Genomic DNA, 24,702 nt, shown 5'->3' with positions numbered 1-24,702 from the left:
CAGGATTAAAGGATAAAAAGGATTTCTAATCCCTTTAGCATTAAGAAAATCCTGAAATCGTGAAAATCGAGATTCTGACAAAATATAATCCTGAATCTTGATGAACAGGATTAAAGGATAAAAAGGATTTTTAATTCCTTTAACCTCAAGAAAATCTTTAAATCAAGATTCTGATAGTTAACTTAGTAATTCAAAAAAGTTTTAATATGATTTTAACATTAGAGGAAATTACATTTAAGATTATTGGCTGTGCCATGAAAGTTCATAATACACTGGGCAATGGCTTTCAAGAATTAATTTATCAAAGATGTTTGTCTATTGAATTAGAAAAGGCTCAACTTTCTTTTGTTCGAGAACAAGAACAAACTATTTATTATGAAGGCGTAGACGTAGGTACAAGAAGGGTCGATTTCTTTGTAGAAGAGAAAGTATTAATAGAAATTAAGGCGCTAATAAATCTGGAAGATGTTCATTTGGCTCAAGCTAAAAATTACTTGGTTGCTTATGACATGGAGGTTGGTTTGCTGATTAATTTTGGTGCCGTAAGTCTGCAATACAAGAAAGTATATCATTCAAAAAAACATCCTATAAAAAAAGCCAAATAGTCTGAATCTTAATTAACAGGCAAATAGTCTGAATCTTGATTAACAGGATTAAAGGATAAAAAGGATGTTATCGTCTAAGAAATCCAGAAAATCCTGAAATCGATAAAATCAAAATTCTGACAAAAAATAATTCTGAATCTCGATTACCAGGATTAAAGGATAAAAAGGATTTATAACCATTTGACATCAAAAAAATCCTGAAATCACGGAAATCAAGATTCAGACAAAAAGTTTGCAAGTCAAAATCAAGAAAATCCTTAAATCGAGAAAATCAAGATTCTGACAGAAAATAGTTTTGAATCTCGATCAACAGGATTAAAGGATAAAAAAGATTTATAACCCATTTGACATCAAGAAAATCCTTAAATCGAGAAAATCAAGATTCAGAAAAAAAGTTTGTAAGTCAAAAATCATGAAAATCCTGAAATCGAGAAAATCAAGATTCAGACAAAAAGTGGCAAAAAAAACCGTTCATCCTAAAAACACCACATTTCATCTACAAAATTTTCGATAATCAGTTCCAAGCGTTTACATTTATCGTATGGAAAAATCGCCAATAATAACGGTAGAAAATTTAGTCAAGAATTACGATAAGTTTGAAGCTGTAAAAGGAATCAGTTTTGAGGTAAAGGAAGGTGAAATTTTCGGCTTGCTAGGTCCCAACGGAGCTGGAAAAACCACCACTTTAGAAATTATGGAAACCTTGAGGGATAAAACCTCGGGTAAAGTGATGATAGGTGGATTTGATTTAGAAAAATCGCCAAATGATATTAAACACATCATTGGTGTTCAATTACAAGCTGCGGGATATTATCCAAACCTTAATTTAACAGAACTCATCAAGCTTTTCTCCGGACTATACGGAATAGACGTGAATGCGATTGATTTGCTATCAAAAGTTTCTTTAGTTGATAAAGCCAAAGCGAAATACAAAGAGCTTTCCGGCGGACAAAAACAGCGGTTCTCTATTGCTACTACATTAATCAACAAACCAAAAATCATCTTTTTAGACGAACCTACAACTGGTCTCGACCCTCAAGCCAGAAGAAATCTTTGGGATTTAATATTAGAAATTAGGTCTACTGGAACGACCATCGTTTTAACCACACATTATATGGATGAAGCAGAAGTTTTATGTGATAGGATTGCATTTATCGATAATGGTAAAATCATAGACATCAATTCTCCAGACCAGTTTATTGATGATTTAGTGGCATCAGGTTTTGAGCGTAAAAAAGAAGTGAAGAAAGCCAATTTGGAAGATGTATTCATCCATTTTACAGGCAAAGATTTAAGAGAAAGTTAATCGGCAATTTATCATATCAAACAAAATGAAAATTAAAAAATATAGTCATATAAAATCTACCATAGCCATTGCTAGGGCAAGTTTTAAATCCATTTTAAGAAGTCCGTCTGCAGTGGTTTTCTCCTTATTATTTCCATTGATATTTATCGTTGTTTTCGGTTTTATTGGTGGAGGTGGCATTACAGTGGATGTTGGTTTGGATAACAAAAGTGACACCATCAATCCCATTTATAAAACTTTAAATCAAATTAAAGTGGTTCATTTTGTGGTTGAAGATGATAAAACCATGAACCAGGATCTGGAAAAAGGACGTATCGACGCCGTTATAAATATCCAGAAAAACCCAAATGGTTTACCTGCTTATTTTGTTAACGTAAAATATACCGAAGCAAGTAAAGAAAAAGGAAGCATCTTAAAATCAGTGCTTAGCAATGTTATTTTACCGATAAATACCAAAGCTAATGATGCACCGCCGCCAGTTGCAGAATTAAGGGAAACTACCATTTCTGGCCGGGAATATAAAACCATAGATTTCATTTTACCAGGACAATTAGGCTTTGCATTATTAAGTACAGGCGTTTTCGGGACAGCATTCGTTTTCATTAGTCTGCGTTTAACATTAGTAATCAAACGGTTTTTTGCAACACCAGTCACTAAAGCAAGCATTGTTTTAGGTGAAGCAATAGCCAGGATAGTATTTGCGCTATTCACCGCTATTTTCATCATTTTAGTAGGCCATTTTGCTTTCGGCTTTACGTTAATAAATGGCTTCACAACTGTGGTAAACATGTTAATTCTATCCACTTTAGGGTTAATTGTGTTTTTAGGATTTGGCTTGGCAGTTTCTGGAGTCGCAAAAAATGAAAGTATCGTCCCTCCTATTGCAAACATCATTACTTTACCTCAATTTTTACTTTCAGGCACATTCTTTTCTATATCCGCTTTCCCAACCTGGTTGCAACCAATTAGCAGGGCTTTACCCTTAACTTATTTAAACGACGCCTTAAGAAAAGTTGCCTTTGAAGGAGCAACACTATGGGATGTTCACCATCAAATTTTAATACTATTAATTTGGGGAATAGGCATATATGCACTTGCAGTAAAAGTTTTTAAATGGGAATAATTTGGGCGTTTTAACACGCTATCCGCTGTAGTTTTTTTGCATTTGCTAATTGACAATTGCAAAAAAAGCTGCCGCTCCTATCGTTAACGCAAAACAGAATCTCAATAAAAATTTGAATCTCAATAAATAACACAACAAACAACAAGTTAAAATAAAGAAAATCATGATTCAGACAAAAAAAATCCTGAATCTTGATGACCAGGATTTAAGGACAAAAAGGATTTTCACCCATTTTAAATGAAGAAATTCAAGATTCAAGACAGATTCTAAATCAAGAAAATCCTGAAATCGAGAAAATCAAGATTCAGACAAATTCTAAAATCAAGAAATCAAGAAAATCAAGATTCTGACAAAAAATTTCAAACAAAAAACATACAATTTTTACCATTAAAACCTTAATTAAATTCACATTAATTATTTGATTTTATTTTTCTTAAATTTGCGCTCCAAATTACTGAATAAATTTATATGAAGTTATCACAATTCAAATTCCATTTACCCGAATCTCTAATTGCTCATACCCCATCAGAAAGTCGCGACGAGTCCCGTTTAATGGTTTTAGATAAAAAAACCGGCAAAATTGAGCACAAAATATTTAAGGATGTCCTTGGATATTTTGAAGAAAAAGATGTGATGATTTTAAATAATACCAAGGTTTTCCCTGCTCGTTTATACGGTAACAAAGAAAAAACTGGTGCAACTATAGAAGTTTTCTTGTTAAGAGAATTAAATAAAGAATTACGTTTATGGGATGTTTTAGTAGACCCTGCTCGTAAAATAAGAGTTGGTAATAAACTATATTTTGGTGATGATGATTTGTTAGTTGCCGAAGTTGTTGATAACACCACTTCAAGAGGACGTACAATCCGTTTCCTTTTTGATGGTACAGATGAAGAATTTAGACAAAACATAGAAATTTTAGGCGAAACTCCACTTCCTAAATATATTAAACGTAAACCAACCGCAGAAGATAAAGATCGTTACCAAACCATTTTCGCTAAAAACGAAGGTGCTGTAGCTGCCCCAACTGCTGGTTTGCATTTTAGTCGTGAGTTAATGAAACGTCTGGAATTAAAAGGAGTTGATTTTGCAGAAGTAACACTACATATTGGTTTAGGAACTTTCAGACAAGTTGAGGTTGAAGATTTAACCAAACATAAAATGGATTCTGAGCAAATCATCATCGAACAAAAAGATGCTGATATTGTGAACAAAGCCAAAGAAGAAAAAAGAAGAATTTGTGCAGTAGGTACTACAGTAATGAGATCAATTGAATCTGCAGTTTCTGCTAACCACACTTTAAAGCCAGTTAACGATTGGACTTCAAAATTCATTTTTCCTCCTTACGATTTCAGCATCGCAAATAGCATGATTACTAATTTCCATACACCAGAATCAACCTTATTAATGATGGTTGCTGCATTTGGAAACTATGATTACGTAATGAATGCTTATGAACAAGCAGTAAAAGAAAAATATAGATTTTTTAGCTATGGCGATGCCATGTTGATTATCTAATTTGATATATAATATTTTACAAAAAGACCGATTTTATCGGTCTTTTTTGTTTAATTGGATTTAATTATGAGCCATCAAAATACTTTTTATACCATTATTGTAGCCGGCGGAAGTGGAAGCCGCATGAGTAGCGATATTCCTAAACAATTTTTAAAGGCTAATGGTTTACCTATTTTGATGCATACCATCAATACATTTCATCTTAACAAATATCAACCTCAAATAATTTTAGTTTTGGCTAATGCCGATGAAAAGCTTTGGCATGATTTAATTGAAGAGTATTCATTTAAAGTTCCACATCAAATTGTTTTTGGCGGAGAGCAAAGATTTTATTCCGTAAAAAATGGTTTAGAAAAAATAAAAGAAGAAAATGCAATTATTGCCATTCATGATGCAGTTCGTCCTTTAGTTTCTCAAAACACAATTAGCAATTGCTTTGAGACTGCCGTAACAAAAGGAAATGCAATTGCCGCAATCCCTTCTAAAGATTCCATCAGAAAATTAACTAACGGCAAAACCGAAGCTTTGGATAGGAAAGAAATTTATCTGGTCCAAACTCCGCAAACCTTTCAACATCCTCAGCTAAAAAAAGCTTATCAACAAAATTATCAAGACTTATTTACCGATGATGCCTCTGTTGTAGAAAATGCAGGCTTTGATATCAATTTAGAAAAAGGCGACGAGTTTAATTTTAAGATAACTTTTAAAGAAGATTTAATTATTGCTGAAACTTTGTTGAATCTTTAGAATAAAATCAATTTCAAAATCAGATTAATTGTAATATTTCAGTGCTAATCTGGTAATAAACAAACAATTCTTGCATATTTATAAATTAAAATTTATGATATGCGTAAAATCTTACTCCTAATTTCATTCTTATTTACTACTTTTTATGTTTCTGCCCAAAAGAAACCATTAGACCACTCTGTTTATGATATTTGGCAAAGTATAGCTAATGAAAAAATCAGTAATAAAGGTAATTTTGTAGGTTATTCAATTACACCACAAGCTGGCGATGCAGAATTCCATATTAAAAAATTAAAATCTAACCAGGGTTTTCAATATCCAAGAGGAGAAGATTTCAAATTTTCAATTGACGAGAAATTTGCCGCCTTTACCATAAAATCAACTTATCAAGAAACTCGTCAGGCAAAGATCAAGAAAAAGAAATCGGATGATTTACCCAAAGATTCACTCGGGATTTTAAACCTCAAAACTTTAGAACTCATAAAAATTCCAAGAATTAAGTCCTATGCTTTTCCAGAAAAGGTTGGAAATGTTTTGGCTTATCTAGTGGATAAAGACCCAACGGATACCGTAAAAAAGAAAAAGCCTGTTTCAAAAACTGACAATGATTTTTTCTTTGCGGATGAAACTCCGGCTGCTGCTGCAAAAGAAGGAACAAACTTAACCTTGAAAAACTTAGAAAACGGAACAGAAACTATTTTTAAAGGCGTTACAGATTATCAATTGAGTAAGTATGGTAATTTTATAATGTACGTATGTACCGGAATTAAAAAAGATTCTAGCTTAAAAGCTGGCGTTTATTTATATGATATTCAAAAGCAAAAATCTAAATTGTTAACCAGCGGAAAAGGAATTTATAAGAACCTTTCTTTTGATGAGAAAGCAACGCAATTGGCTTTTACAGGTAACAAAAGTCCAGAAAAAGCATTGACTAAGATCCATCAACTCTACTATTATAATTTTAAAACAGATTCGGCGACTATCATTGCAAATGAAAACACCATTGGTATGCCTTCCAAATCAAGCGTAAGCGAAAATGGAAAAGTATTTTTTAGTAAAAATGCAGGACGTTTGTTTTTTGGAACTGCCCCAATCCCAACTCCAAAAGACACCACAATTGTTGATTTTGAAGTCGCTAAACTGGATATATGGAATTATAAAGATGATTATTTGCAACCTATGCAATTAGCAAATCTTAGTAAAACGCTAAAGAAAAACTATATGGCTATGATTGATTTAAAAAGCAATAGCTTTATGCAACTAGGTTCCGAAGAGTTAGAAAATATTGATTTAGCTGATGAAGGAAATGCAAATTATGCATTAGGGACTTCAGATTTTGGGAACAGAATTTCCATACAATGGGAAGGTGGTTCTAAAAATGCAGCGTATATCATCAACTTAGAAAGCGGAGAAAAAAAGCTCATTAACGAAGCTTCAAAAGCTAATTATCAATTATCGCCAAAAGGCAAAAACGTAATCTGGTTTGATGATAAATCTCAAATTTGGTATGACTATAACATTGTATCCGACAAAAAAACGCAATTTATTGCACCTGCTAACATTAAGTTTGGTGATGAGGAAAACGATGTTCCGGATGACCCGAATAGCTATGGTTTTGCTGCTTTTACAGAAGATGAAAATGAAGCTTTAATTTATGATAGATATGATATTTGGGCTTTTAATACACAAACAGGTACTGTAAAAAATATCACAAATGGATATGGGAGGAAAAATAACATCACACTAAAATATGTCCGTTTAGATGCTGAACAGAAATTTATTTCCGCTAAAGAAACTATCCTGCTTTCTGCATTAAACAATAGAACCAAGCAAAACGGTTTTTTTGAGAAAGATATGGCTAAAACTTCTGATCCAAAATTATTGGTGATGGGTAACTACAGCTTTTCTCGCCCGATAAAAGCAAAAGAAGCAAACGTATTAATCTATGAAAAAGACAATTATGAAACTTCACCCACTCTTTTTGCTTCCGCTGATTTTAAAAAAGAAGAAAAATTAGCGACTACAAATCCTCAACAATCAGATTTTAATTGGGGAACAGCAGAATTGGTACATTGGACTACGCCAAAAGGTTATCAATCTGATGGGGTTTTATACAAACCAGAGAATTTTGATCCCACTAAAAAATATCCAATGATTGTTTATTTTTATGAGAAAGTAACCGATAATCTTTACAATTATCAAGCTCCTGCCCCTACTCCTTCCCGTTTAAATATCTCTTATTTTGTAAGCAATGGTTATTTGGTTTTTACGCCAGACATCAGTTATGAAACTGGCCATCCTGGTAAATCTGCAGAAGAATTTATCAATTCTGGTGTAGAGATGTTAAAGAAAAATAATTGGGTTGATGAAACTAAAATTGGCATCCAAGGGCAAAGTTGGGGTGGTTATCAAGTTGCTCATTTAATAACAGTAACCAATATGTATACAGCTGCTTGGGCGGGTGCGCCAGTTGTAAATATGTTCTCGGCTTATGGTGGTATACGTTGGACTAGTGGCCTAAACCGTCAGTTTCAGTATGAAAAAACGCAGAGTAGAATTGGTGCAACCATTTGGGAACGTCCTGATTTATACATTGAAAATTCTCCGCTTTTTAAAATGCCTAGCGTACAAACACCAGTTGCAATTATGGCAAATGATGCGGATGGTTCTGTGCCTTGGTATCAGGGCATTGAAATGTTTACTGCCTTACGCCGATTAAATAAGCCTGTTTGGTTGTTGGTATATAATGGCGAAGACCATAATTTGGTACAAAGACAAAATAGAAAAGATATTTCCATAAGGGAACAGCAATTTTTCGATCATTATTTAAAAGGCGCTCCTGCTCCAGAATGGATGGAAAAAGGAGTTCCTGCAACTGAAAAAGGCAAAGATTGGGGCTTTAAATTAATGGATAAATAGTTTATTATTTAGTTTAGCAAAATTACTTAGGTCTGTGTACTCACAGACCGAAATAAACATATTCATTTCCTCGGTCTGTGTCTTCACAGAACGAAATAAACATTTCATATTTCTCAGCTCTTTAACAATTACAACTATTGTGGTCTGTGGGGACACAGACCACGGACAAAAGTTGATGGATAATTAGGTTGATAATATATATTATGAGATCTCATTCCCTCGGTCTGTGTCCTCACAGACCGAAATAAACATTTTATATTTCGCGACTCATTAACAATTACAACTTTTGTGGTCTGTGAGGACACAGACCACGGATAAAAAGGTCTGTGAAAAAACAGACTACGGATGAAAGCACACAAACCACGGATAAAAAATTTTTTTCTTCTTACCGTCGATCCGCTAGCTAGCGGAGAGACATCTCATTTGTAAGGTTGCCATTTTAGTTGATTACCTATTTATGAGATGTTTTCTCCGCTAGCTCGGATTAACATAAAAGGGATTTATTGACTCAGTGAATCAAATTTTAAACAAAAAAGCTATTTACATTTCATTAAATCATTTAAACATAAAAAAAACTATTTTTATATATTTGCGGCTCAACGTAAACCATGAGTATTTTATCAAATAGAATCAATAATCTGGCAGAGTCCCAGACTATAAAGATGGCCAAATTAGGTCGTGAACTTTCTGCAAAAGGAATCAATGTAATTAACTTAAGTTTTGGCGAACCAGACTTCCACACACCTCAATTTATTAAGGATGCAGCGGCAGAAGCTATGGCAAATAACTTCACCTATTACACCCCTGTTTCTGGTTACCCAGATTTGAGAAAAGCAATTGCAGATAAGCTTAAACGTGAAAATAATTTAGATTACAATTTTGACCAAATTGTAGTTTCTACAGGTGCAAAACAAGCTTTAGCAAATGCGTTAATGGTGATGCTAAACCCAGGTGATGAAGTAATAATCCCAACTCCTTACTGGGTTTCTTATTCAGAAATGGTAAAACTGGCAGAAGGTGAATCTGTTTATATCAATGCAACAGCAGAAAATAATTTCAAGATTACTGCTCAAGAATTGGAAGCTGCCATCACTCCAAAAACTAAAATGTTTATGTTTTCTTCGCCTTGTAACCCAACAGGCAGCGTTTACAGCAGAGAAGAATTGGCTTCTTTAGTTAAAGTTTTTGAAAAATATCCAAACATTTATATTCTTTCTGACGAGATTTATGAGCATATTAATTTTATTGGTGGCCATGTTTCTATAGCAGAATTTCCTTCAGTAAAAGACCGTTGTATTGTGGTTAATGGTTTTTCTAAAGCTTACGCGATGACGGGTTGGAGAATTGGTTATTTAGCTGCCCCTAAAGAAATTTCAGATGCTGCAGATAAACTTCAAGGACAAATTACCTCTGGAACTTGTTCTATCACTCAAAAAGCTGGTGTTGCAGCATTAAATGGCGGATTAAAAGAAGTTCATGAAATGCGTGATGCTTTTCTAAAAAGAAGGGGAATTGTACATGAATTATTGAGCCAAATTGAAGGTGTAAAAGTGAATTTGCCAGATGGTGCTTTTTACTTTTTTCCTGATGTTTCATCTTTCTTTGGCAAATCTGTTGATGGAAAAACATTGAACAATGCAGAGGATATTTCTTTATATTTATTGAATACAGCCCATGTTTCTACTGTTACAGGAGAAGCTTTTGGTAATGAAAAATGTATTAGAATTTCTTATGCTGCTTCTGAGGATGAATTGAGAGAAGCGTGTAAGCGAATTGCAAATGCTTTAAACAATTTAAAATAAAACACATTATGAGCGAAGTCGATTTAAGAGATTTCGATTTCGCTCATTCTGATAAAATTTAATCCTTCATTCATTCAAAAACTCAATCATTAATAAATTGTATCCAGAACTCTTTAATAGCTTTAATAATCTAAATATCCTCATTATTGGAGATGTAATGATGGATGCTTATTTATGGGGTAAAGTAGATCGGATTTCTCCCGAAGCACCCGTTCCTATAGTTTCGGTAAATAAAAAAGAATCAAGATTGGGTGGTGCGGCAAATGTGGCTTTAAATATAAAAGCATTAGGAGCTAAACCTATAATCTGTTCTATAATTGGGGATGATAAAGAAGGTGAAGAGCTATTAGAATTATTTGTAGAATCAGGAATTGATGCTAATAGTTTAGTAAAGATTATTGGAAGAAAAACAACAGTTAAAACGAGGGTAATTGCGCAAAACCAGCAAATACTAAGAATTGATGCTGAAACGGATATTGAAATTAATATAAGTGAAAGTAATCTAGTTTTAAATAAATTTAAACTGGTTTTAGAGCAACATAAAATTGATGCTATCATATTTCAAGATTATGATAAGGGATTGATTACGCCTTATTTAATTGATGAAGTTATCAAATCGGCGAAAGCCAAAAACATTCCCATTATAGTTGATCCTAAAAAAAGAAATTTCCTTTCCTATCATCATGTTGATGTTTTTAAACCCAATCTAAAAGAGTTAAAAGAAGGTTTAAAAGTAGATTTTGACGCAAAAAATTTGGCTGAACTTAAAAAAACTGTTGCTTCTTTACAAGATAAAATAAATGCAAAAAGTATTTTACTTACACTTTCAGAATTAGGTGTTTATGCAGTAAATCAAAATGAAGAAAGATTAACTCCTGCACATATAAGAACAATTGCAGATGTTTCTGGAGCTGGCGATACAGTGATTAGCGTGGTTGCTACTTGTATTGCAGCCGGTACCGATATTTTTGTAGCAGCTAAATTGGGAAATTTAGCAGGTGGTTTAGTTTGTGAAAAAGTTGGTGTTGTCCCAATTGATAAATCATTGCTATTACAAGAAGCAATTAAATAGCCTTAATCGTTTGCAAAAGTTACGATAAATGTAGTTCCTTTATCTACTTGTGTTTCCACTTCAATAATGCCTCCCATTTCTTCAATTTGAGTTTTTACCAAATACAAACCCAATCCTCTTCCATCTTTATTTTGATGAAAAGTTTCATTTAAACCAAAAATTTTGTTTTTAACCAAATTAAGGTCCATTCCTAAACCGTTATCACTTACCAGCAATTGCTTTTTATGATCTAAAATTCTTGTTGATATTTTTATTTCTGGAGTTCTGTTTGGACTGGAATATTTAACTGCATTGGTAACTAAATTTTGAATAATACTACTTAAATATCCTTTATCAAAAGGAATGGTATCAAAAGCTAAAAAATTTAGAACAACTTTAGCATTTTGCTTCTTTAATAAATTTTCAATGGACTCAATGATGTTTTTAGAAATATCAGAGATATTTTCATTCGTTTTTAAATGATGAGCTCTTTCTTTATTTTGAAGGTCGTCTATATATTTTTCTAATTTAGAAAAAACCGATTCTGTAGATTTTTGAATTAAAGTAATGATGTTTAAAGTTTCTATATCCTCAACTTTAGTTTGGTCCATTAAATCAAATAATGCTAAAATATTAGAAATAGGCGCTCTTAAATCATGTGAAGCCACTCTGGCAAAGTATTTCAGTTCTTTATTTACAACTTCTAATTTTTGATAAAGTTGATTTTTTTCTTCTTCTATTTTCTTTCTTAGCGTAATATCTTTAGCGATCGCAAATACTAATTGACGGTCAGTAATGGGTATAGAAGTCCATGATAACCAAACTATTTCCCCAGATTTTGTGATATATCTGTTTTCATAATTGAGTAATGGTTTCCCCTTAAACATTTCATCTCTGGTTCTTACAGTGTTGTTTTTATCATCAGGATGTACAAAATGATTTATGGAATGTGAAAATAATTCTTCTTCAGAATAACCTAGAGTTTTAATTACGGCAGGGTTTACTCTTTTAAATTTTGCATTAAAATCTGCTATGCAAAGTAAGTCGTGGGTATTATAGTAAAGAGAAGTTAAATCATTAATGAAAGCTTTATCGTCTTCTAAAAATTGATTGTTTTCATGATCAGAACTTACAGCTTGATTAAGCATATCTATTTAGTAGTGAGAATAATTCTTTCGCTAAAATAGAAATTTAAGTTTGGATTTTTTAAATTTTAAACTTCTTAGATAAAAAAGAAAAGATTAATTAATAATGAACTCAATTATTAGGATAAATTTTAAAAAACGCTATTTTTTTATTTTTTACCAACTATAACTTTGTAAAAAGAAGAATAATCCCAATACTTATTGGCTAATTCTCTTAACCTTTCAGGAGTAATATTCTTAACGGTTGTTATATAAGTTTCATAATAATCATATCCTAAGCCAAAAAAATGAATGTTTTTAAATTTTTCTGCATGGCTAAATGCATTTTCTAAACTGCCCAACAAACTTCCCATTAAGTAATTTTTAATAAGATCTAATTCATCCTCTTCTATCAAATCGGTTTTCAACAGATTAACCTCTTTTTCTATTTCTGTTAAAGTTTGTTGGGTAACATCTACACCAACTTCTGTGGCTATAAAAAAGTAACCTGCTTTTTGTAAAGATGCAATCCCAGAACCAATACTATAGGTATAACCTTTGTCCTCACGAATATTGTTCATTAACCTGCTTCCAAAATAACCTCCTAAAGCTGTATTTAAAACCTGTAACCCTACAAAATCTGGATGTTTACGGTTTACAAATGGAATTCCTATCCTAATTGCAGATTGTAATGCATCAGGTTTTTCTATATAATGAAGTTTTTGATCAGAACTTAAGCAATTAACCTCGAAATCTCCATGAACATTTTCACTTGTCCAACCTCCAAAAAGTTCATCAATTAATGTTAACAAGGATTTTTCTATCTTCCCAGAAATAACAATTGTGCAGTTTAAAGGATGATAAACTTTTTTATAATAAGCTAATAAATCTTCTCTTTTTACATGATCATAATCTTCTACTTGATTGGAATAACCGTACAAACTATCTCCAAAAATAGCCTCTGTAAATGCTCGCTTAGCTAAATTTGCATTTTTCTCTAAACCAACTTTTAATTTTTGCTTTTGGTTTGTCAATAATATATTTAATTCTTTATCAGGAAAAATAGCTCCGGTTAACATTTCCTTGATAATTGGTAATGTTTGAGGAAGGTATTTGTTTAAAGAAAATAGATTTAACGAAGATTGATCGTAACTAAATTCGGCTTGAAAAAAAGCTCCGTAATAGTCAATTTTTGAAGCAATTTCTGCAGAAGATAAAGAATGTGTTCCTTCTGAAATCATGCTATTGGTAATGCTGGGCATTATTGGCTTATCTAATTGCCAACTTGAGTTTTGAAATATAAACTCGAGTCTTACTAAACTTTGTTCGCCAGCATCAATTACAAAAACGGGAATTTTATTTTTTAATTCATGTTTTTCGGCTTTAATAAATTCTATTTCTTCTATCTGCTTAAATGCAGGCGGATTAATTCTGTCTAACATCTTATTTGGCTAAATAATATAAAGTAGTAGCTGCTTCTTTTTTAAAAAGTGAATTAGCTTGTTTTTGAATATCCGCTGCATCAATTTTTAAATAATTTTCAATATCTGTATTGATAAGATTTGCATCTCCAAAAAGCTCATAGAAGGCTAAATTCATGGCTTTATCCAAAAGACTCATCTCCCCAAATTCTTTGGTAGATTCATATTTGTTTTTCACTTTGGTTAGTTCATCTTCATAAACAAGTTCTTCTCTTAAAAATTCTAACTCTTTCCAAATACATTCATCGGCGTAAGCAATATCAATATTAGGAAGTAATTTACCTTCAATTACAAACATACCTGTATCCATACTTCCATAATTATAAGCATTAATTTGGCTAAAGATTGGGTTTCGTTGTACCAGATTTTGGTACAATCTGGATGATTTTCCTTGAGATAAAATATCAGAGATTAAATCGGTTTCAGCGTATCCCGCTTCCATCCTACCTGGCATTTTAAAAACTTTATAAATTGCATTTGAGGGCACATCTGCCTTTAAGACTTCCTTAACTTCTTTTAGTTGTAAAGGTTCCTGAGGTAAATTCCGATTATATTTTTTGCCGGCTGGTATAAGTGCAAACCATTTTTCTGTAAGTTTTTTTACATCCGCTAACTTTATCGCACCTCCAACAATCATAATTGCATTTTGAGGATTATAATGCTTTTCAAAGAAAGCCTTCACATCTTCTATTTTAGCATCCTCAATATGGGATAATTCTTTTCCTATAGTTGGCCATTGATAAGGATGATTTTTATAAACCAAGGGTCTTAGCTTTAACCAAACATCGCCATAAGGCTGATTTAAATACCTCTGTTTAAATTCTTCGCAAACTACATTACGCTGTACTTCTAGGCTTTTTTCTGAGAAAGCCAAATTTAGCATCCTATCAGACTCTAACCAAAAAGCTGTTTCTAAATTTACAGCTGGCAAAGTGATATAATAGTTTGTAATATCGTTACTTGTAAAAGCATTATTCTCTCCCCCAACACGCTGTAAAGGCTCATCATAAGAAGGAATATTAACGGAACCGCCAAACATTAAGTGCTCAAAAAGATGTGCAAATCCCGTTTGATTTGGGTTTTCGTCCCTTGCGCCAACATCATATAAAATATTTAAAACGGCCATTGGTGTGGTATGGTCTTCATGAACTAAAACCCTTAAACCGTTTTCTAATGTAAATTTTTCAAACTTAACCATTGTAATTTCTTAGAAACGCAAATTTAGTTTTATCAGGCAAATGGTTGTCATTGATTTATATAAATATTAAACGTTACCAACATTTTTTTGCTATTTAAATAATTTTCTAATTTTAAAACATTGATAATACCCATAATGAAGAATTTTTCTATCTATTTTATTTTAATCGTAACTTTCATAATGATCAAGTTCAGCTCTAAAGCGCAAGAAAATAATCCTTTAAAATATATACTAGAAAATAATCCTAATCTTTTTAAAGAAATTTTAAATGATCCTAATAAAAAAGAGATACAAATAATTTATACTCAAATAGATAGAGATATTAGAAATAAACCCCATTTTATAACCTATAAATATAATGTAAACAACAAGCATTATTTTTATCCTGCAAGCACCATAAAACTACCTGTAGCTATTTTTGCACTTGAAAAGCTTAACCAAATTAATTTAAACGGTGTAGATAAAAATACTTCGTTAAGGATAATGTCAAATTTTAATGAGGGAACTGAAGTATCTGAAGATACAAGTGCTTTAAATGGAAAACCTAGCATTGCTAACTATATTAAGAAAATATTATTGGTGAGTGATAATGATGCTTTTAACCGCCTCTATGATTTTGTAGATAGAACCTTAATAAATAAAAAATTAAAGTATTATGGTTTTAAAAATAGTAAAGTAATGAATAGGTTATCTGCTTCCGATACCGATGAAAGTACGAGAAGTACTAACCCTATTGAGTTTTACAACGACGAGGGTAAAATTTTATATAAAAAACAATTTTCTTACGATCGTTTTAACTATCCGATGAAACTTGATAACTTGATACAAGGAGTAGGTTATTTAGATCAAAATGGAGAATTAATTGCTAAACCAATGGATTTTTCTGGTAAAAATGTGTTTCAATTATCTGATCAGCATGAGTTAATGAAAAGGTTATTTTTTCCAGAGCATTTTCCCAGTAAAAAGAGGTTTTTTCTTAACCCTGAAGATTATGACTTTTTATATACTTATATGAGCAAATATCCTACAGAAAACCAAAATCCAACTTTCAATTCACCTAACTATTACCCTACTTACTGCAAATTTTTATTTTATGGTGGAGATAAAAACGCTTACATAAATCCAAATATTAGAATATTTAATAAGGTTGGCGATGCTTATGGATATACAATTGATAATGCTTATATAATTAATTATCAAAATAAAGTAGAGTTTATTTTAAGTGCTGTTATCCAATCAAATAACAATAATATTTATAACGATGATCAGTATGAATACGATGAAATTTGCTTACCATTCCTCAAAAACTTAGGACAAAAAATATATGAGTATGAAACAAACAGATTCAAAAAATATCTACCAAATTTTGATAAAATGCTTAAATACAAATAATTTTTTAACAAATACATAAAAATTAAAATCTTGGCATAGCATTGGTATCGATTTAAGTATACAGAACGTATAGTCTAAAAAAATACCATTATGAAAACAACCCTTGACTCTAACTTTAACAACGAAAATGAAAACTTTGGTGGTGAATTTTCAATATTAAATTCAAACAGATTTGAAAAAAATACGCTAAGCCACGATCAAACTAAATCTAATCTATATACAGCATTTTTATACTTATTATCAATAGTGAGTATAACTTGTTGGATAATTTCATTGAAAGTTTTGCCATTCGGCGATATTTTTCAATTTTTGTTAGGTGCGGTTGTTCTTTCTGTAAATTTGATGGTTTTCAAATGGACTAAATTGTAAAATCATTTGATTTTTCATATTTGGTTTTTAAATTCTAAATAAGTAAGGTGTTATACTTATTTATTTTTTATTCTTTAAAATCTAATCTGAATAGTTTTAACTATTTCGCAACTTAATACAAAATATAATACTTAGGATACGAAAATTATCTTTAAGTCTCCCTTACCCTTTCTAAGATTATTGCTTTAATTTTGGTGCTAGATTTATTTACCAGCTAAATTTTAGTTTTTTATTTTTAAAGCCACATTTCTGAGCTTATCTATTCAACTATTGATAGCTTTACTTTCTCTATAGAGCCTAATTAATGCTCTACCCAAAATGAAAATACTAATAGTTGAGGATGAAAAATATTTAGCAGAGAGCATGCAAAAATATCTTCAAAACGAGGATTATTTTTGTGAAGTTGCCACCGATGTTGATGAAGCAAGAGAGCAAATTTCTATGTTTGATTATGATTGTATTCTTTTAGATATTATGTTACCAAAGGGAAGCGGTTTAGATTTATTGGAGGAAATCAAAGCCGCAAATAAACTTGATGGGGTAATCATTATATCAGCAAAAGATTCTGTTGAAGACCGGATTTTCTCCCTAAAATTAGGCGCTGACGATTATCTCTCTAAACCTTTTCATTTAGCAGAGTTAAGCGCCAGAATAGAATCTGTTATTAGAAGAAGAAACTTTCAAGGCAACAATATCATCAGATATAAAGAAATAAAAGTGGATTTCTCTTCTAAAACTGTTTATGTAAATGATGTTGAGATAGATATTACCAAAACAGAATTTGCATTATTTTTATTCTTATTACACAATAAAGCTAAGGTTGTTTCTAAAAATGCAATTGCAGAACATTTAAGTGGACAATCTGCATTATATTTTGATAACTTTGATATCATATACACTCATATAAAAAACTTGAAAAAGAAATTGGGTATTGCCGGAGATTACATCAAAACGGTTTATGGTACAGGATATAAAATAGTTTAAATTTGAAATTACTTAAGTACAGTTCAAGACAATATTTATGGCTCTCTGCCATTATCATTCTATTAAGCATTCCCAGTTTTTATTTTGTTGTTAATTCTTTGTTTTTAAAATCTACAGATCAAAATTTAAAAAAAGAGGCAACTCAACTTCCAACACATCTTATTCAATTAAAAGAAGAAAGCGATTTAATTCTTTGGAAGAACATAGACCATGATGTTGTTATTTCAGATTTTGACCCCAATAATTTTAAGGTAGGACCCTTTACAAAAGAAATATATAATCCAGAAACTAAAGAAGATGAGCGTTATCGGATTTTAGAAACAAAGAATGATATTTTTGGGAAAACCTACAATATTTCTTTCAAGGTTTCTTTGGTAGAAAATGATGATCTAATTAAAAGTATTTTAATAGTTCAAATAACTTTATTATTACTATTGTTTATAGGTTTTCAATTAGTTAACAGAAGTATCAGTAAAAAAATATGGTTGCCTTTTAATAAAATCCTCACTTTTTTGAAAGATTATGACCTTGATAATAAAACGCCGCTTAACGAAGAAATTTTAGGAATAGATGAATTTAATGATTTGAATTTAGAAGTAAATGGATTAATAAGCCGGACAGAAAAAACATATCATTTACAAAAAGAATTTACAGAAAATGCTGCTCATGAACTGCAAACGCCAATTGCAATCATTAAAACCAAACTAGATTTATTTTTACAAGAATCTAACCTTACAAAAAACCAAAGCTTAATTGTAGAGCAAATTAGTTATGTATTGCAAAAGTTAGGTAACCTTAATAAAAATTTGCTTTTACTATCAAAATTAGAAAACCAACAATTCCATTTTAATGAAGATGTTGAAGTTAAAGAGCAGGTTTTAAGTGCCATTGAAAATTTGAACTTCTTTGCAGAAGCAAAATATCAACAAATTTTGTTCAACAAATCAAAAGAAGTTTTTATTGAAGGAAATTTGAATCTCTTTTCTCAATTAATTCAGAATTTACTTATAAATGCCATCCAACACTCTTCAAAAGGCACAATTATTAACATTACTTTAACAAGTGAAAGTTTAACAATAAGCAACGAAGGGAAAGAATTTGATTTTACACAAGAGAAATTATTCTCCAGATTTTCTAAAACAATAGAAAAAGATCAGAAAGGCAATGGATTAGGATTAGCTATCTCAAAAAAAATTGCAGAGGTACATCAACTAGATTTAACTTATAAATACGATAAGGCTAAACATTGTTTCATCATCAGTTTTAAAGCTTAATTTATTGCTTATTTACTTAAAGCACAAATTCTTCAAATAGCTTTTCTAAACTTGATTCTAGATTTTTACTAAAGCCAGGATGTGGTTTTGAAGTTTGAATTATTGTACTTCTTGTAGCGGTTAACCATCTAAAACGAGATGGAATATCTAAATCTGAAATTTGGGAACCGCATTTTATACCTTCACAAATACATTTAAAAACATGAAGATGCTGTTCTAATTCTTTTAAATCTAAATCAGGATAAATACCTTTTAACCTGGCGTCATTCAGTTGATATTTTACTTTTAAAAATTTTTCTTTTTTGCAAAATAAAACAACGCCTACATTTAAAAACTCTTCTCGTTCTACCCTTGGCACAACGCGTAAAACAGCATACTCAAATAAGTTTCTCTCTAGCATCGTTTGCAGATTTAACAAAAATATGAGCATTCTTAATCCTATTGTTTAAGAAAAAAGCATACGCCTTTTTAAACTCACCTGTAGAATCAAAATGATTCCCATTTAACCAATCATCAGGAATTAGCTGAACAACTTCTTCAATAAAATTAGAGTCCAATATTTCTGATAATTCTAAACTAACCTCATTGATATTGGTTGCCTGCGCTAGTAAGATATGATCTTTTATTAAAGGAAAAGGAGATAGCGATGATTTTTGGTAATCATCCCAGGAATGATGAAAATATAATGCTGCACCATGATCAATTAACCAAATATCTTTATTCCATACCAACATATTCGGATTTTTTGCGGTACGATCCATATTCATCAATAATGCATCAAGCCATACAATTTTCGAGGCTAAAGTTTCATCAATTTTTGATACTCCAGGATCATATGTAATAGAGCCAGAAAGGTAATGTAGACCTAAATTTAAGCCTGTACTAAATTTTAGTAAATCCTGTATTTCTTCGTCGGGTTCTGTTCTTCCAAATGCTTCGTCTAAATCGGCAAAAACTAATTCTGGTACATTAAATCCTAATTTTCGGGCAATTTCACCACCAATTAATTCGGCAATTAATGCTTTAGTACCTTGCCCAGCTCCCCTAAATTTTAAAACGTATAAAAAACCATCATCTCCTTCTATAATGGCCGGCATAGAACCACCTTCTCTTAGCGGAGTTACATATCTGTCAACATTTACTCTTCTTAACACTAATTCTTTAGCCATATTTCACCTTTTAAATATTTGGTGTTATTGTTGGTAATTAAACAAAATTCTATTAGCCAAATTAATACATTTAATTTTTATATCGATTTAAATAAAAACAAGAAATAACAATACGCTTAATGATAAAAAAAATAACTCCACAAAACGGCTTAAAAGTTTTAAAATCATCTTTCAAAAATCTATCTCAAAATGATGCCTTAAGAATTGCAGCCTCAACAGCATTTTTTGGCACTTTTGCTATACCCGCAATTTTAGTTGTTATCCTTCAAATATTTGGTATTTTCTTAAATCGTAGGAAATTTGGTTCTAATATTATAGAAAAGCTAACTCAAATTATTGGAGAAAATAGTGCAATAGAAATAAAACACATTTTAATTAATCTGATGAAGGTGGGTGAAAACTGGTTTTTTACCTTAGTAATGCTGGTGTTTTTAATTTTTGTTTCCACCACACTTTTTGTAATCATAAGAAATTCTATAAATCAATTATGGTCTTTAAGAATCAATAAACATTTAGGTATTGGTTTCAATCTAAATCAAAGATTAAAATCATTGGCTATCATATCTTCTGGAGGTTTCCTGTTAATCATGGCATTTATTATTGAAGGAATTAGGTTATTTTTAGAAAAACAGTTTAAAGGAGAAATTACTTTTTTAAGTGATTTTTTAAACGAGGCTATTTTCCTGATAATTACTACAATCTGGTTATGTATTGGATTTCGGTTTATTGCTAATGGTCAGCCTAAATGGAAGCCCGTAATAATTAGCGCATTTTTTACTGGTATTCTACTCACTTTTGGTAAGTTAATCATGAGGTATTTCTTATTGAACTCTAATATCAACGAGATTTATGGTACTTCTGGTGCTATTTTATTAGTGATGCTGTTTATATTTTACTCTTCGTTTATCTTTTATTTTGGGGCTTGTTTGGTAAAAGCAATTTGTGATGAATTAGAAATCCCTATACAACCATCAGAAAATGCGCATAAGTTTAGAACTGAAAAAATAGAGGAAGAACGACCATTAATCTAGTTTAACTTTTAATCGGTATTATAATTGTATCCATTAAAAAAACATATATTATGACAGATTCATTTGAAATTTCAATAAATATAATGGGCGATCTTGAAGCTAAAGCAGCCATGGTTAATTTAAATGAAATCACCAATAGTTACGACATTCTTTTACCAGATGATCATCAAATCAGTATCAAGTTTTCAGAAAACGGAGAATTAGTGCAAACTGTAGGTACACCTTTAGATAGCAATACTTTACACAGTATTAGCGAAGCAATAAAAAATCATAATCAGTGATAAACCAAGCTTTAGTCTAAAGCTTCAAAAATTTTCTTTCTTTGCACCATTAACTTAATTAGTTTTACTGCAGATGCGGTTTCTAAGTAATTTTGAATATTAGGATATCTTATATTATCAATTCTATTAACCGTTTCTATGGTAAACTCATCATAGGCCATATTCCAATTTTCAAATATTCTATTTTCTGCATAGCCTTCATCTATTAATTTTACAATAGCTAGCCTTTTGTCTGCGACAATAGAACTGTATAATTTTTTGACGGCATTTTCTTCTCCCTCAAAATATTGGATAAAGTACCTTCAATGTATAATAATAACCCTGTAATGTTTTGCTTTTTATTATTCTCTCTCGAATAATTAAGAAGGCTTTCAATCCCGTTTTCCTGGTTTTTGAAAACAGCAGACTCCACAGCCTGGTAAAAAATGTAATACATAGATGTTTTTAAGATGTTTACAAATTTAGTTATTTCTAGTTTCTAAATACTTAATTAATATTAATTTGGATAAAATTTTTGCGATGTTTGATTACAAATGATAAGGATTCAAATTATTATTAATGAATAAAAACAGGTTAGAGGCTTTTAGTGATGGCGTTTTGGCCATTATTATTACTATCATGGTGTTGGAGTTAAAAATACCACATGGACATGAATTTAAAGATTTAAAACCTTTACTACCTGTTTTGGGAAGTTATATTTTAAGCTTTATATACATTGGTATTTATTGGTCTAACCATCATCATACTTTTCAGGTAGCAACCAAAGTAAATGGAAAAGTTTTATGGGCTAACCTTTACCTATTGTTTTGGTTATCACTTGTTCCTTTTGCAACTTCATGGATGGGTGAGACAGAATTTGGTTATAATTCTGTTGCTTTATATGGTTTTATGTTATTGATGGCTTCCTTAGCATATTATTTACTAGATTATTTTTTAATTAAAATAAATGGGAAGGATTCTGTTTTGGCTAAATCATTAGGAAGCAGATATAAAGAAACAATATCACCAATTATATATTATAGGCATTATCCTGGCTTTTTTTGTGCCATTAATTTCTGCTTTGCTTTATGTTATAGTTGCTATTATGTGGTTTTTACCTGATAAAAGGATTGAAAAACATTTTGAAAATTAACCATAAGATGATTAAAGCTCTATTTACCCTTATTTTACTCCTATTATCCTCATTAATTTTTGCTCAAAAAATTAAATTAAACACTGTTGATTTTGAACTTAAACCAGAAGAGATTGCAAAAATTAATAGAATAGTTTCTTATGAAACAAAAATTTTTAATGGTTTATATGATAATCTTATCAATGATACTTTACAGCTAAACATCAACCTTTATAGCAAGTATAAAAACTTTAGATCTGCTTTAGAACAATATGGAATGAAAGGATTTACCGAATCTGGATTTTATAGTTCAACTACAGATCAGTCCTTTATTTATTATGAGGGAATTGAAAATTTACAAACGGTTTTACATGAAACAAGTCATGCACTTTTAAAAAATAATTCAAGATATTATCCCAGATGGTTTACAGAAGGCTTAGCCGAATTCTTGGAAACTTTAGAAGAAAAGCATTTTAGCATTCAAATAGTAGCTCAATTTGATAGATTAGAACGCATGAAATATGATTACCAAAAACAAGAAAAACTTAATTTATTAAAATATATTTCCAATAATGAAGGATGGCGGGATAAAGGAAAACTTGAATATATGTACACTACTTCCTACAGCATTATATTTTACCTGTATAAAAAAGACCCTCAATTTATTTCTAAAATGGCACAAATGTATAGAAAGGGTTATAGTCAAGAAAAAATTTTCAGCACCTTATTTGGTAGTGTTTCAAATTTTGAGAACGGTTTTAACCTATATTATCGATAACTATTGCCAATCAAAAATTAATTCAGTTTAGGATTAGAAATTTCTGTTTTTAAAGTGATGCTATGTATTACTTCATCCAACTCAGCAGCTGATTGCATCACATAATCCATTATTTTTTTAGTTTCATCTGGTAATTCCTCAGAAATATCTAATAGTGAGATTAAGCCCATAAGACGGGCAAGTGGCGCCCTAACAACGTGAGACTGCATCCATGATATTTCTTTAAATTTTATGTTTTGTGCTTCAATAGCATTAAGGTATTTAAGGCGTTGCAGTTCCTGGTTTTTTTGTTCTGTAACATCCCGTTCTATAGAAATATAATGAGTAAACTGACCAACTTCATTTGATACAGGCGTCAATGAAAACTGAACCCAAAATTCTTCACCATTCTTTTTATAATTAATAATTGTAAAATCACAGATTTCCATGTTACGAATGCAATCATGCATGCGTTTCAACTCATCTTTATCAGTATTAGGTCCTTGTAACATGCGAGGTGTTCTTCCTAAAACTTCTTCAGCAGTATAACCAGTCATATGTGTAAATGCTTCGTTTACATATAAAATGCGTGGGCCAGGAAAATCAAATGATTCTACTTCTGTAATCAATACTGCATCTTTTGTATTGGTAATTACAGATTCTAAAAGTTTAAGGTGTCGTTCTTCGTTCTTGTGGATGGTTATATCACGGATAAAAATGGATAAACCGTTAGCCGATGGATAAATCCGGTTTTCTTGCCATAATTTTGATGGAGCATAATAATCCTGGTTACAAACATATTTTTTTTCATTAAAGGCAGTTCGTATGGCTTCGTAAGTTGCAGATCCAACAACATCTGGAAAAACATCCCAAATATATTTCCCTATCAATTCTTCCCGAGTTTTATGAGACAATAGTAATGCTTGTTCATTAACATAGGTATAGCAAAGATTTTTATCTAAAGAAAAGAAACCATCAGTCATGGTTTGCAGAAGCTCGGTAATTTGTTCTGATTTTTGGTTCAGTTGGTCTTCATTTAATTTCTGTTCAGAAACATCATTGAAATTGCATACAATAGAATTTACATTAGGTTCATGCAGCATATTGGTAAAACAACACTTTAACCATATGTAATTTCCATTAAAATGCTTAGATCTAAAAGTACAGGTTTCTGAAGATGCAGGATGACGAGCAACATGTTTCAGTAAAACATTTACCCTTGGTCTATCATCCGGATGAATATTTAATGGAATGTCGTCTTTTTTTCTTATGCTCGTATCCCAACCATTAATTAATTCTGCAGATGGACTTCTATAGATCACATTAAATTGTGCATCTAATAAAGTTATACCGGAGCTGCTCTGCTCTATTAATTTTTTAAAAGCAAGCTGACCCTCTTCGGTGTTTTCATTCATGTTAAGTTTTAAGTAGGCGGTATGTTTTAAGTAGGCGGTATGTTT

General features: G+C 31.1%; 23 protein-coding genes and 1 pseudogene. 16 read left to right on the top strand and 8 right to left on the bottom strand.

Going from position 1 to position 24,702, the window contains the following annotated elements; translation table 11 throughout:
- The first annotated feature begins 206 nt into the window (after window positions 1-206).
- The 8 genes from A5893_RS08775 (at window position 207) to A5893_RS08740 (ending at window position 11,092) form a co-directional block, all read left to right on the top strand.
- The gene (locus tag A5893_RS08775) at window positions 207-605 is read left to right on the top strand and encodes a GxxExxY protein (RefSeq protein ID WP_068822198.1); all 399 of its coding nucleotides are present in this window, start codon (window positions 207-209) and stop codon (window positions 603-605) included.
- 541 nt (window positions 606-1,146) lie between these two features.
- Entirely contained in the window at window positions 1,147-1,911 is a 765-nt protein-coding gene (locus tag A5893_RS08770) for an ABC transporter ATP-binding protein (protein ID WP_068822197.1), read from the top strand.
- Between the two features lie 25 nt (window positions 1,912-1,936).
- Window positions 1,937-3,034, top strand: coding sequence for an ABC transporter permease (locus A5893_RS08765; RefSeq protein WP_068822196.1), 1,098 nt, complete (start codon window positions 1,937-1,939; stop codon window positions 3,032-3,034).
- A gap of 468 nt (window positions 3,035-3,502) precedes the next feature.
- On the top strand, window positions 3,503-4,552 hold the full coding sequence (queA, locus tag A5893_RS08760) for a tRNA preQ1(34) S-adenosylmethionine ribosyltransferase-isomerase QueA (RefSeq protein ID WP_068822195.1): 1,050 nt from the start codon (window positions 3,503-3,505) through the stop codon (window positions 4,550-4,552).
- Window positions 4,553-4,618: 66 nt separating this feature from the next.
- Window positions 4,619-5,299, top strand: a complete 681-nt coding sequence (locus A5893_RS08755) for a 2-C-methyl-D-erythritol 4-phosphate cytidylyltransferase (RefSeq protein WP_068822194.1) — start codon at window positions 4,619-4,621, stop codon at window positions 5,297-5,299.
- Between the two features lie 99 nt (window positions 5,300-5,398).
- A complete protein-coding gene (locus A5893_RS08750) occupies window positions 5,399-8,218 on the top strand; it encodes a S9 family peptidase (RefSeq protein ID WP_068822193.1) in 2,820 nt (939 codons plus the stop codon).
- A 608-nt stretch (window positions 8,219-8,826) separates the two neighbouring features.
- Complete coding sequence (locus tag A5893_RS08745) at window positions 8,827-10,020, top strand: pyridoxal phosphate-dependent aminotransferase (RefSeq protein WP_198342296.1); 1,194 nt, start codon at window positions 8,827-8,829, stop codon at window positions 10,018-10,020.
- A 97-nt stretch (window positions 10,021-10,117) separates the two neighbouring features.
- A complete protein-coding gene (locus A5893_RS08740) occupies window positions 10,118-11,092 on the top strand; it encodes a bifunctional heptose 7-phosphate kinase/heptose 1-phosphate adenyltransferase (RefSeq protein ID WP_068822192.1) in 975 nt (324 codons plus the stop codon).
- A gap of 2 nt (window positions 11,093-11,094) precedes the next feature.
- On the opposite strand, the gene A5893_RS08735 is transcribed toward A5893_RS08740, so the two are convergent.
- The 3 genes from A5893_RS08735 to A5893_RS08725 all read right to left on the bottom strand — a co-directional run bounded on the left by A5893_RS08735 (window position 11,095) and on the right by A5893_RS08725 (window position 14,874).
- On the bottom strand, window positions 11,095-12,219 hold the full coding sequence (locus tag A5893_RS08735) for a PAS domain-containing sensor histidine kinase (protein WP_082911381.1): 1,125 nt from the start codon (window positions 12,217-12,219) through the stop codon (window positions 11,095-11,097).
- 146 nt (window positions 12,220-12,365) lie between these two features.
- The gene (locus tag A5893_RS08730; protein WP_068822191.1) at window positions 12,366-13,637 is read right to left on the bottom strand and encodes a M16 family metallopeptidase; all 1,272 of its coding nucleotides are present in this window, start codon (window positions 13,635-13,637) and stop codon (window positions 12,366-12,368) included.
- A gap of 1 nt (window position 13,638) precedes the next feature.
- The gene (locus A5893_RS08725; protein WP_068822190.1) at window positions 13,639-14,874 is read right to left on the bottom strand and encodes a M16 family metallopeptidase; all 1,236 of its coding nucleotides are present in this window, start codon (window positions 14,872-14,874) and stop codon (window positions 13,639-13,641) included.
- 180 nt (window positions 14,875-15,054) lie between these two features.
- On the opposite strand from A5893_RS08725, the gene A5893_RS08720 reads away from it, so the two are divergent.
- From A5893_RS08720 to porY, 4 genes are all read left to right on the top strand, one after another.
- On the top strand, window positions 15,055-16,266 hold the full coding sequence (locus A5893_RS08720) for a serine hydrolase (RefSeq protein ID WP_094336723.1): 1,212 nt from the start codon (window positions 15,055-15,057) through the stop codon (window positions 16,264-16,266).
- Window positions 16,267-16,356: 90 nt separating this feature from the next.
- Window positions 16,357-16,635 (top strand): hypothetical protein, encoded by a 279-nt coding sequence (locus A5893_RS08715; RefSeq protein ID WP_068822188.1) that lies wholly within the window; start codon window positions 16,357-16,359, stop codon window positions 16,633-16,635.
- Window positions 16,636-16,953: 318 nt separating this feature from the next.
- Entirely contained in the window at window positions 16,954-17,619 is a 666-nt protein-coding gene (locus A5893_RS08710; RefSeq protein WP_068822187.1) for a response regulator transcription factor, read from the top strand.
- Between the two features lie 2 nt (window positions 17,620-17,621).
- Window positions 17,622-18,893: a PorY family sensor histidine kinase gene (gene porY / locus A5893_RS08705; RefSeq protein ID WP_068822186.1), complete on the top strand. Its 1,272-nt coding sequence runs from the start codon at window positions 17,622-17,624 to the stop codon at window positions 18,891-18,893.
- A 16-nt stretch (window positions 18,894-18,909) separates the two neighbouring features.
- On the opposite strand, the gene A5893_RS08700 is transcribed toward porY, so the two are convergent.
- Window positions 18,910-19,293 (bottom strand): DUF3037 domain-containing protein, encoded by a 384-nt coding sequence (locus tag A5893_RS08700; protein WP_068822185.1) that lies wholly within the window; start codon window positions 19,291-19,293, stop codon window positions 18,910-18,912.
- Window positions 19,271-20,062 carry a HipA family kinase gene (locus A5893_RS08695; RefSeq protein WP_068822184.1) on the bottom strand — a complete coding sequence of 264 codons (792 nt, stop codon included), beginning with the start codon at window positions 20,060-20,062 and terminating at the stop codon, window positions 19,271-19,273. Before A5893_RS08695 ends, A5893_RS08700 begins: the two co-directional genes overlap by 23 nt.
- 119 nt (window positions 20,063-20,181) lie before the next feature.
- On the opposite strand from A5893_RS08695, the gene A5893_RS08690 reads away from it, so the two are divergent.
- On the top strand, window positions 20,182-21,093 hold the full coding sequence (locus tag A5893_RS08690) for a YihY/virulence factor BrkB family protein (protein ID WP_068822183.1): 912 nt from the start codon (window positions 20,182-20,184) through the stop codon (window positions 21,091-21,093).
- 50 nt (window positions 21,094-21,143) lie between these two features.
- The gene (locus A5893_RS08685) at window positions 21,144-21,374 is read left to right on the top strand and encodes a hypothetical protein (RefSeq protein ID WP_157687531.1); all 231 of its coding nucleotides are present in this window, start codon (window positions 21,144-21,146) and stop codon (window positions 21,372-21,374) included.
- A gap of 11 nt (window positions 21,375-21,385) precedes the next feature.
- On the opposite strand, the gene A5893_RS18065 is transcribed toward A5893_RS08685, so the two are convergent.
- Both A5893_RS18065 and A5893_RS08680 read right to left on the bottom strand, forming a co-directional pair.
- A complete protein-coding gene (locus A5893_RS18065) occupies window positions 21,386-21,535 on the bottom strand; it encodes a hypothetical protein (RefSeq protein ID WP_232456834.1) in 150 nt (49 codons plus the stop codon).
- A 54-nt stretch (window positions 21,536-21,589) separates the two neighbouring features.
- Window positions 21,590-21,810 (bottom strand): annotated as a pseudogene (locus A5893_RS08680) (BLUF domain-containing protein); the annotation flags it as partial.
- Window positions 21,811-21,932: 122 nt separating this feature from the next.
- On the opposite strand from A5893_RS08680, the gene A5893_RS08675 reads away from it, so the two are divergent.
- Both A5893_RS08675 and A5893_RS08670 read left to right on the top strand, forming a co-directional pair.
- On the top strand, window positions 21,933-22,475 hold the full coding sequence (locus tag A5893_RS08675; RefSeq protein WP_232456833.1) for a TMEM175 family protein: 543 nt from the start codon (window positions 21,933-21,935) through the stop codon (window positions 22,473-22,475).
- A gap of 38 nt (window positions 22,476-22,513) precedes the next feature.
- The gene (locus A5893_RS08670; protein WP_157687530.1) at window positions 22,514-23,263 is read left to right on the top strand and encodes a DUF1570 domain-containing protein; all 750 of its coding nucleotides are present in this window, start codon (window positions 22,514-22,516) and stop codon (window positions 23,261-23,263) included.
- Window positions 23,264-23,280: 17 nt separating this feature from the next.
- Here A5893_RS08670 and A5893_RS08665 read toward each other — a convergent pair whose 3' ends face one another.
- Window positions 23,281-24,657, bottom strand: coding sequence for a PAS domain-containing protein (locus tag A5893_RS08665; protein WP_068822179.1), 1,377 nt, complete (start codon window positions 24,655-24,657; stop codon window positions 23,281-23,283).
- Window positions 24,658-24,702 lie beyond the last annotated feature (45 nt).

The sequence above is a fragment of the Pedobacter psychrophilus genome, assembly GCF_001652725.1.
GTDB classification, from domain to species: Bacteria; Bacteroidota; Bacteroidia; order Sphingobacteriales; family Sphingobacteriaceae; genus Pseudopedobacter; species Pseudopedobacter psychrophilus.
This window is presented reverse-complemented; position numbering and strand designations above follow the sequence as displayed.

Bases quoted from the DNA above. Each gene is read 5' to 3' on its own strand.
- A5893_RS08775 (WP_068822198.1), top strand. From the start codon at position 207: ATGATTTTAACATTAGAGGAAATTACATTTAAGATTATTGGCTGTGCC.
- A5893_RS08685 (WP_157687531.1), top strand. From the start codon at position 21,144: ATGACAGATTCATTTGAAATTTCAATAAATATAATGGGCGATCTTGAA.
- A5893_RS08715 (WP_068822188.1), top strand. From the start codon at position 16,357: ATGAAAACAACCCTTGACTCTAACTTTAACAACGAAAATGAAAACTTT.
- A5893_RS08695 (WP_068822184.1), bottom strand. From the start codon at position 20,062: ATGGCTAAAGAATTAGTGTTAAGAAGAGTAAATGTTGACAGATATGTA.
- A5893_RS08765 (WP_068822196.1), top strand. From the start codon at position 1,937: ATGAAAATTAAAAAATATAGTCATATAAAATCTACCATAGCCATTGCT.
- A5893_RS08730 (WP_068822191.1), bottom strand. From the start codon at position 13,637: ATGTTAGACAGAATTAATCCGCCTGCATTTAAGCAGATAGAAGAAATA.
- A5893_RS08755 (WP_068822194.1), top strand. From the start codon at position 4,619: ATGAGCCATCAAAATACTTTTTATACCATTATTGTAGCCGGCGGAAGT.
- A5893_RS08725 (WP_068822190.1), bottom strand. From the start codon at position 14,874: ATGGTTAAGTTTGAAAAATTTACATTAGAAAACGGTTTAAGGGTTTTA.
- A5893_RS08750 (WP_068822193.1), top strand. From the start codon at position 5,399: ATGCGTAAAATCTTACTCCTAATTTCATTCTTATTTACTACTTTTTAT.
- A5893_RS08665 (WP_068822179.1), bottom strand. From the start codon at position 24,657: ATGAATGAAAACACCGAAGAGGGTCAGCTTGCTTTTAAAAAATTAATA.
- A5893_RS08710 (WP_068822187.1), top strand. From the start codon at position 16,954: ATGAAAATACTAATAGTTGAGGATGAAAAATATTTAGCAGAGAGCATG.
- A5893_RS08770 (WP_068822197.1), top strand. From the start codon at position 1,147: ATGGAAAAATCGCCAATAATAACGGTAGAAAATTTAGTCAAGAATTAC.
- A5893_RS08675 (WP_232456833.1), top strand. From the start codon at position 21,933: ATGAATAAAAACAGGTTAGAGGCTTTTAGTGATGGCGTTTTGGCCATT.
- A5893_RS08720 (WP_094336723.1), top strand. From the start codon at position 15,055: ATGATCAAGTTCAGCTCTAAAGCGCAAGAAAATAATCCTTTAAAATAT.
- A5893_RS18065 (WP_232456834.1), bottom strand. From the start codon at position 21,535: ATGGCCTATGATGAGTTTACCATAGAAACGGTTAATAGAATTGATAAT.
- A5893_RS08745 (WP_198342296.1), top strand. From the start codon at position 8,827: ATGAGTATTTTATCAAATAGAATCAATAATCTGGCAGAGTCCCAGACT.
- A5893_RS08670 (WP_157687530.1), top strand. From the start codon at position 22,514: ATGATTAAAGCTCTATTTACCCTTATTTTACTCCTATTATCCTCATTA.
- A5893_RS08690 (WP_068822183.1), top strand. From the start codon at position 20,182: ATGATAAAAAAAATAACTCCACAAAACGGCTTAAAAGTTTTAAAATCA.
- queA (WP_068822195.1), top strand. From the start codon at position 3,503: ATGAAGTTATCACAATTCAAATTCCATTTACCCGAATCTCTAATTGCT.
- A5893_RS08700 (WP_068822185.1), bottom strand. From the start codon at position 19,293: ATGCTAGAGAGAAACTTATTTGAGTATGCTGTTTTACGCGTTGTGCCA.
- A5893_RS08735 (WP_082911381.1), bottom strand. From the start codon at position 12,219: ATGCTTAATCAAGCTGTAAGTTCTGATCATGAAAACAATCAATTTTTA.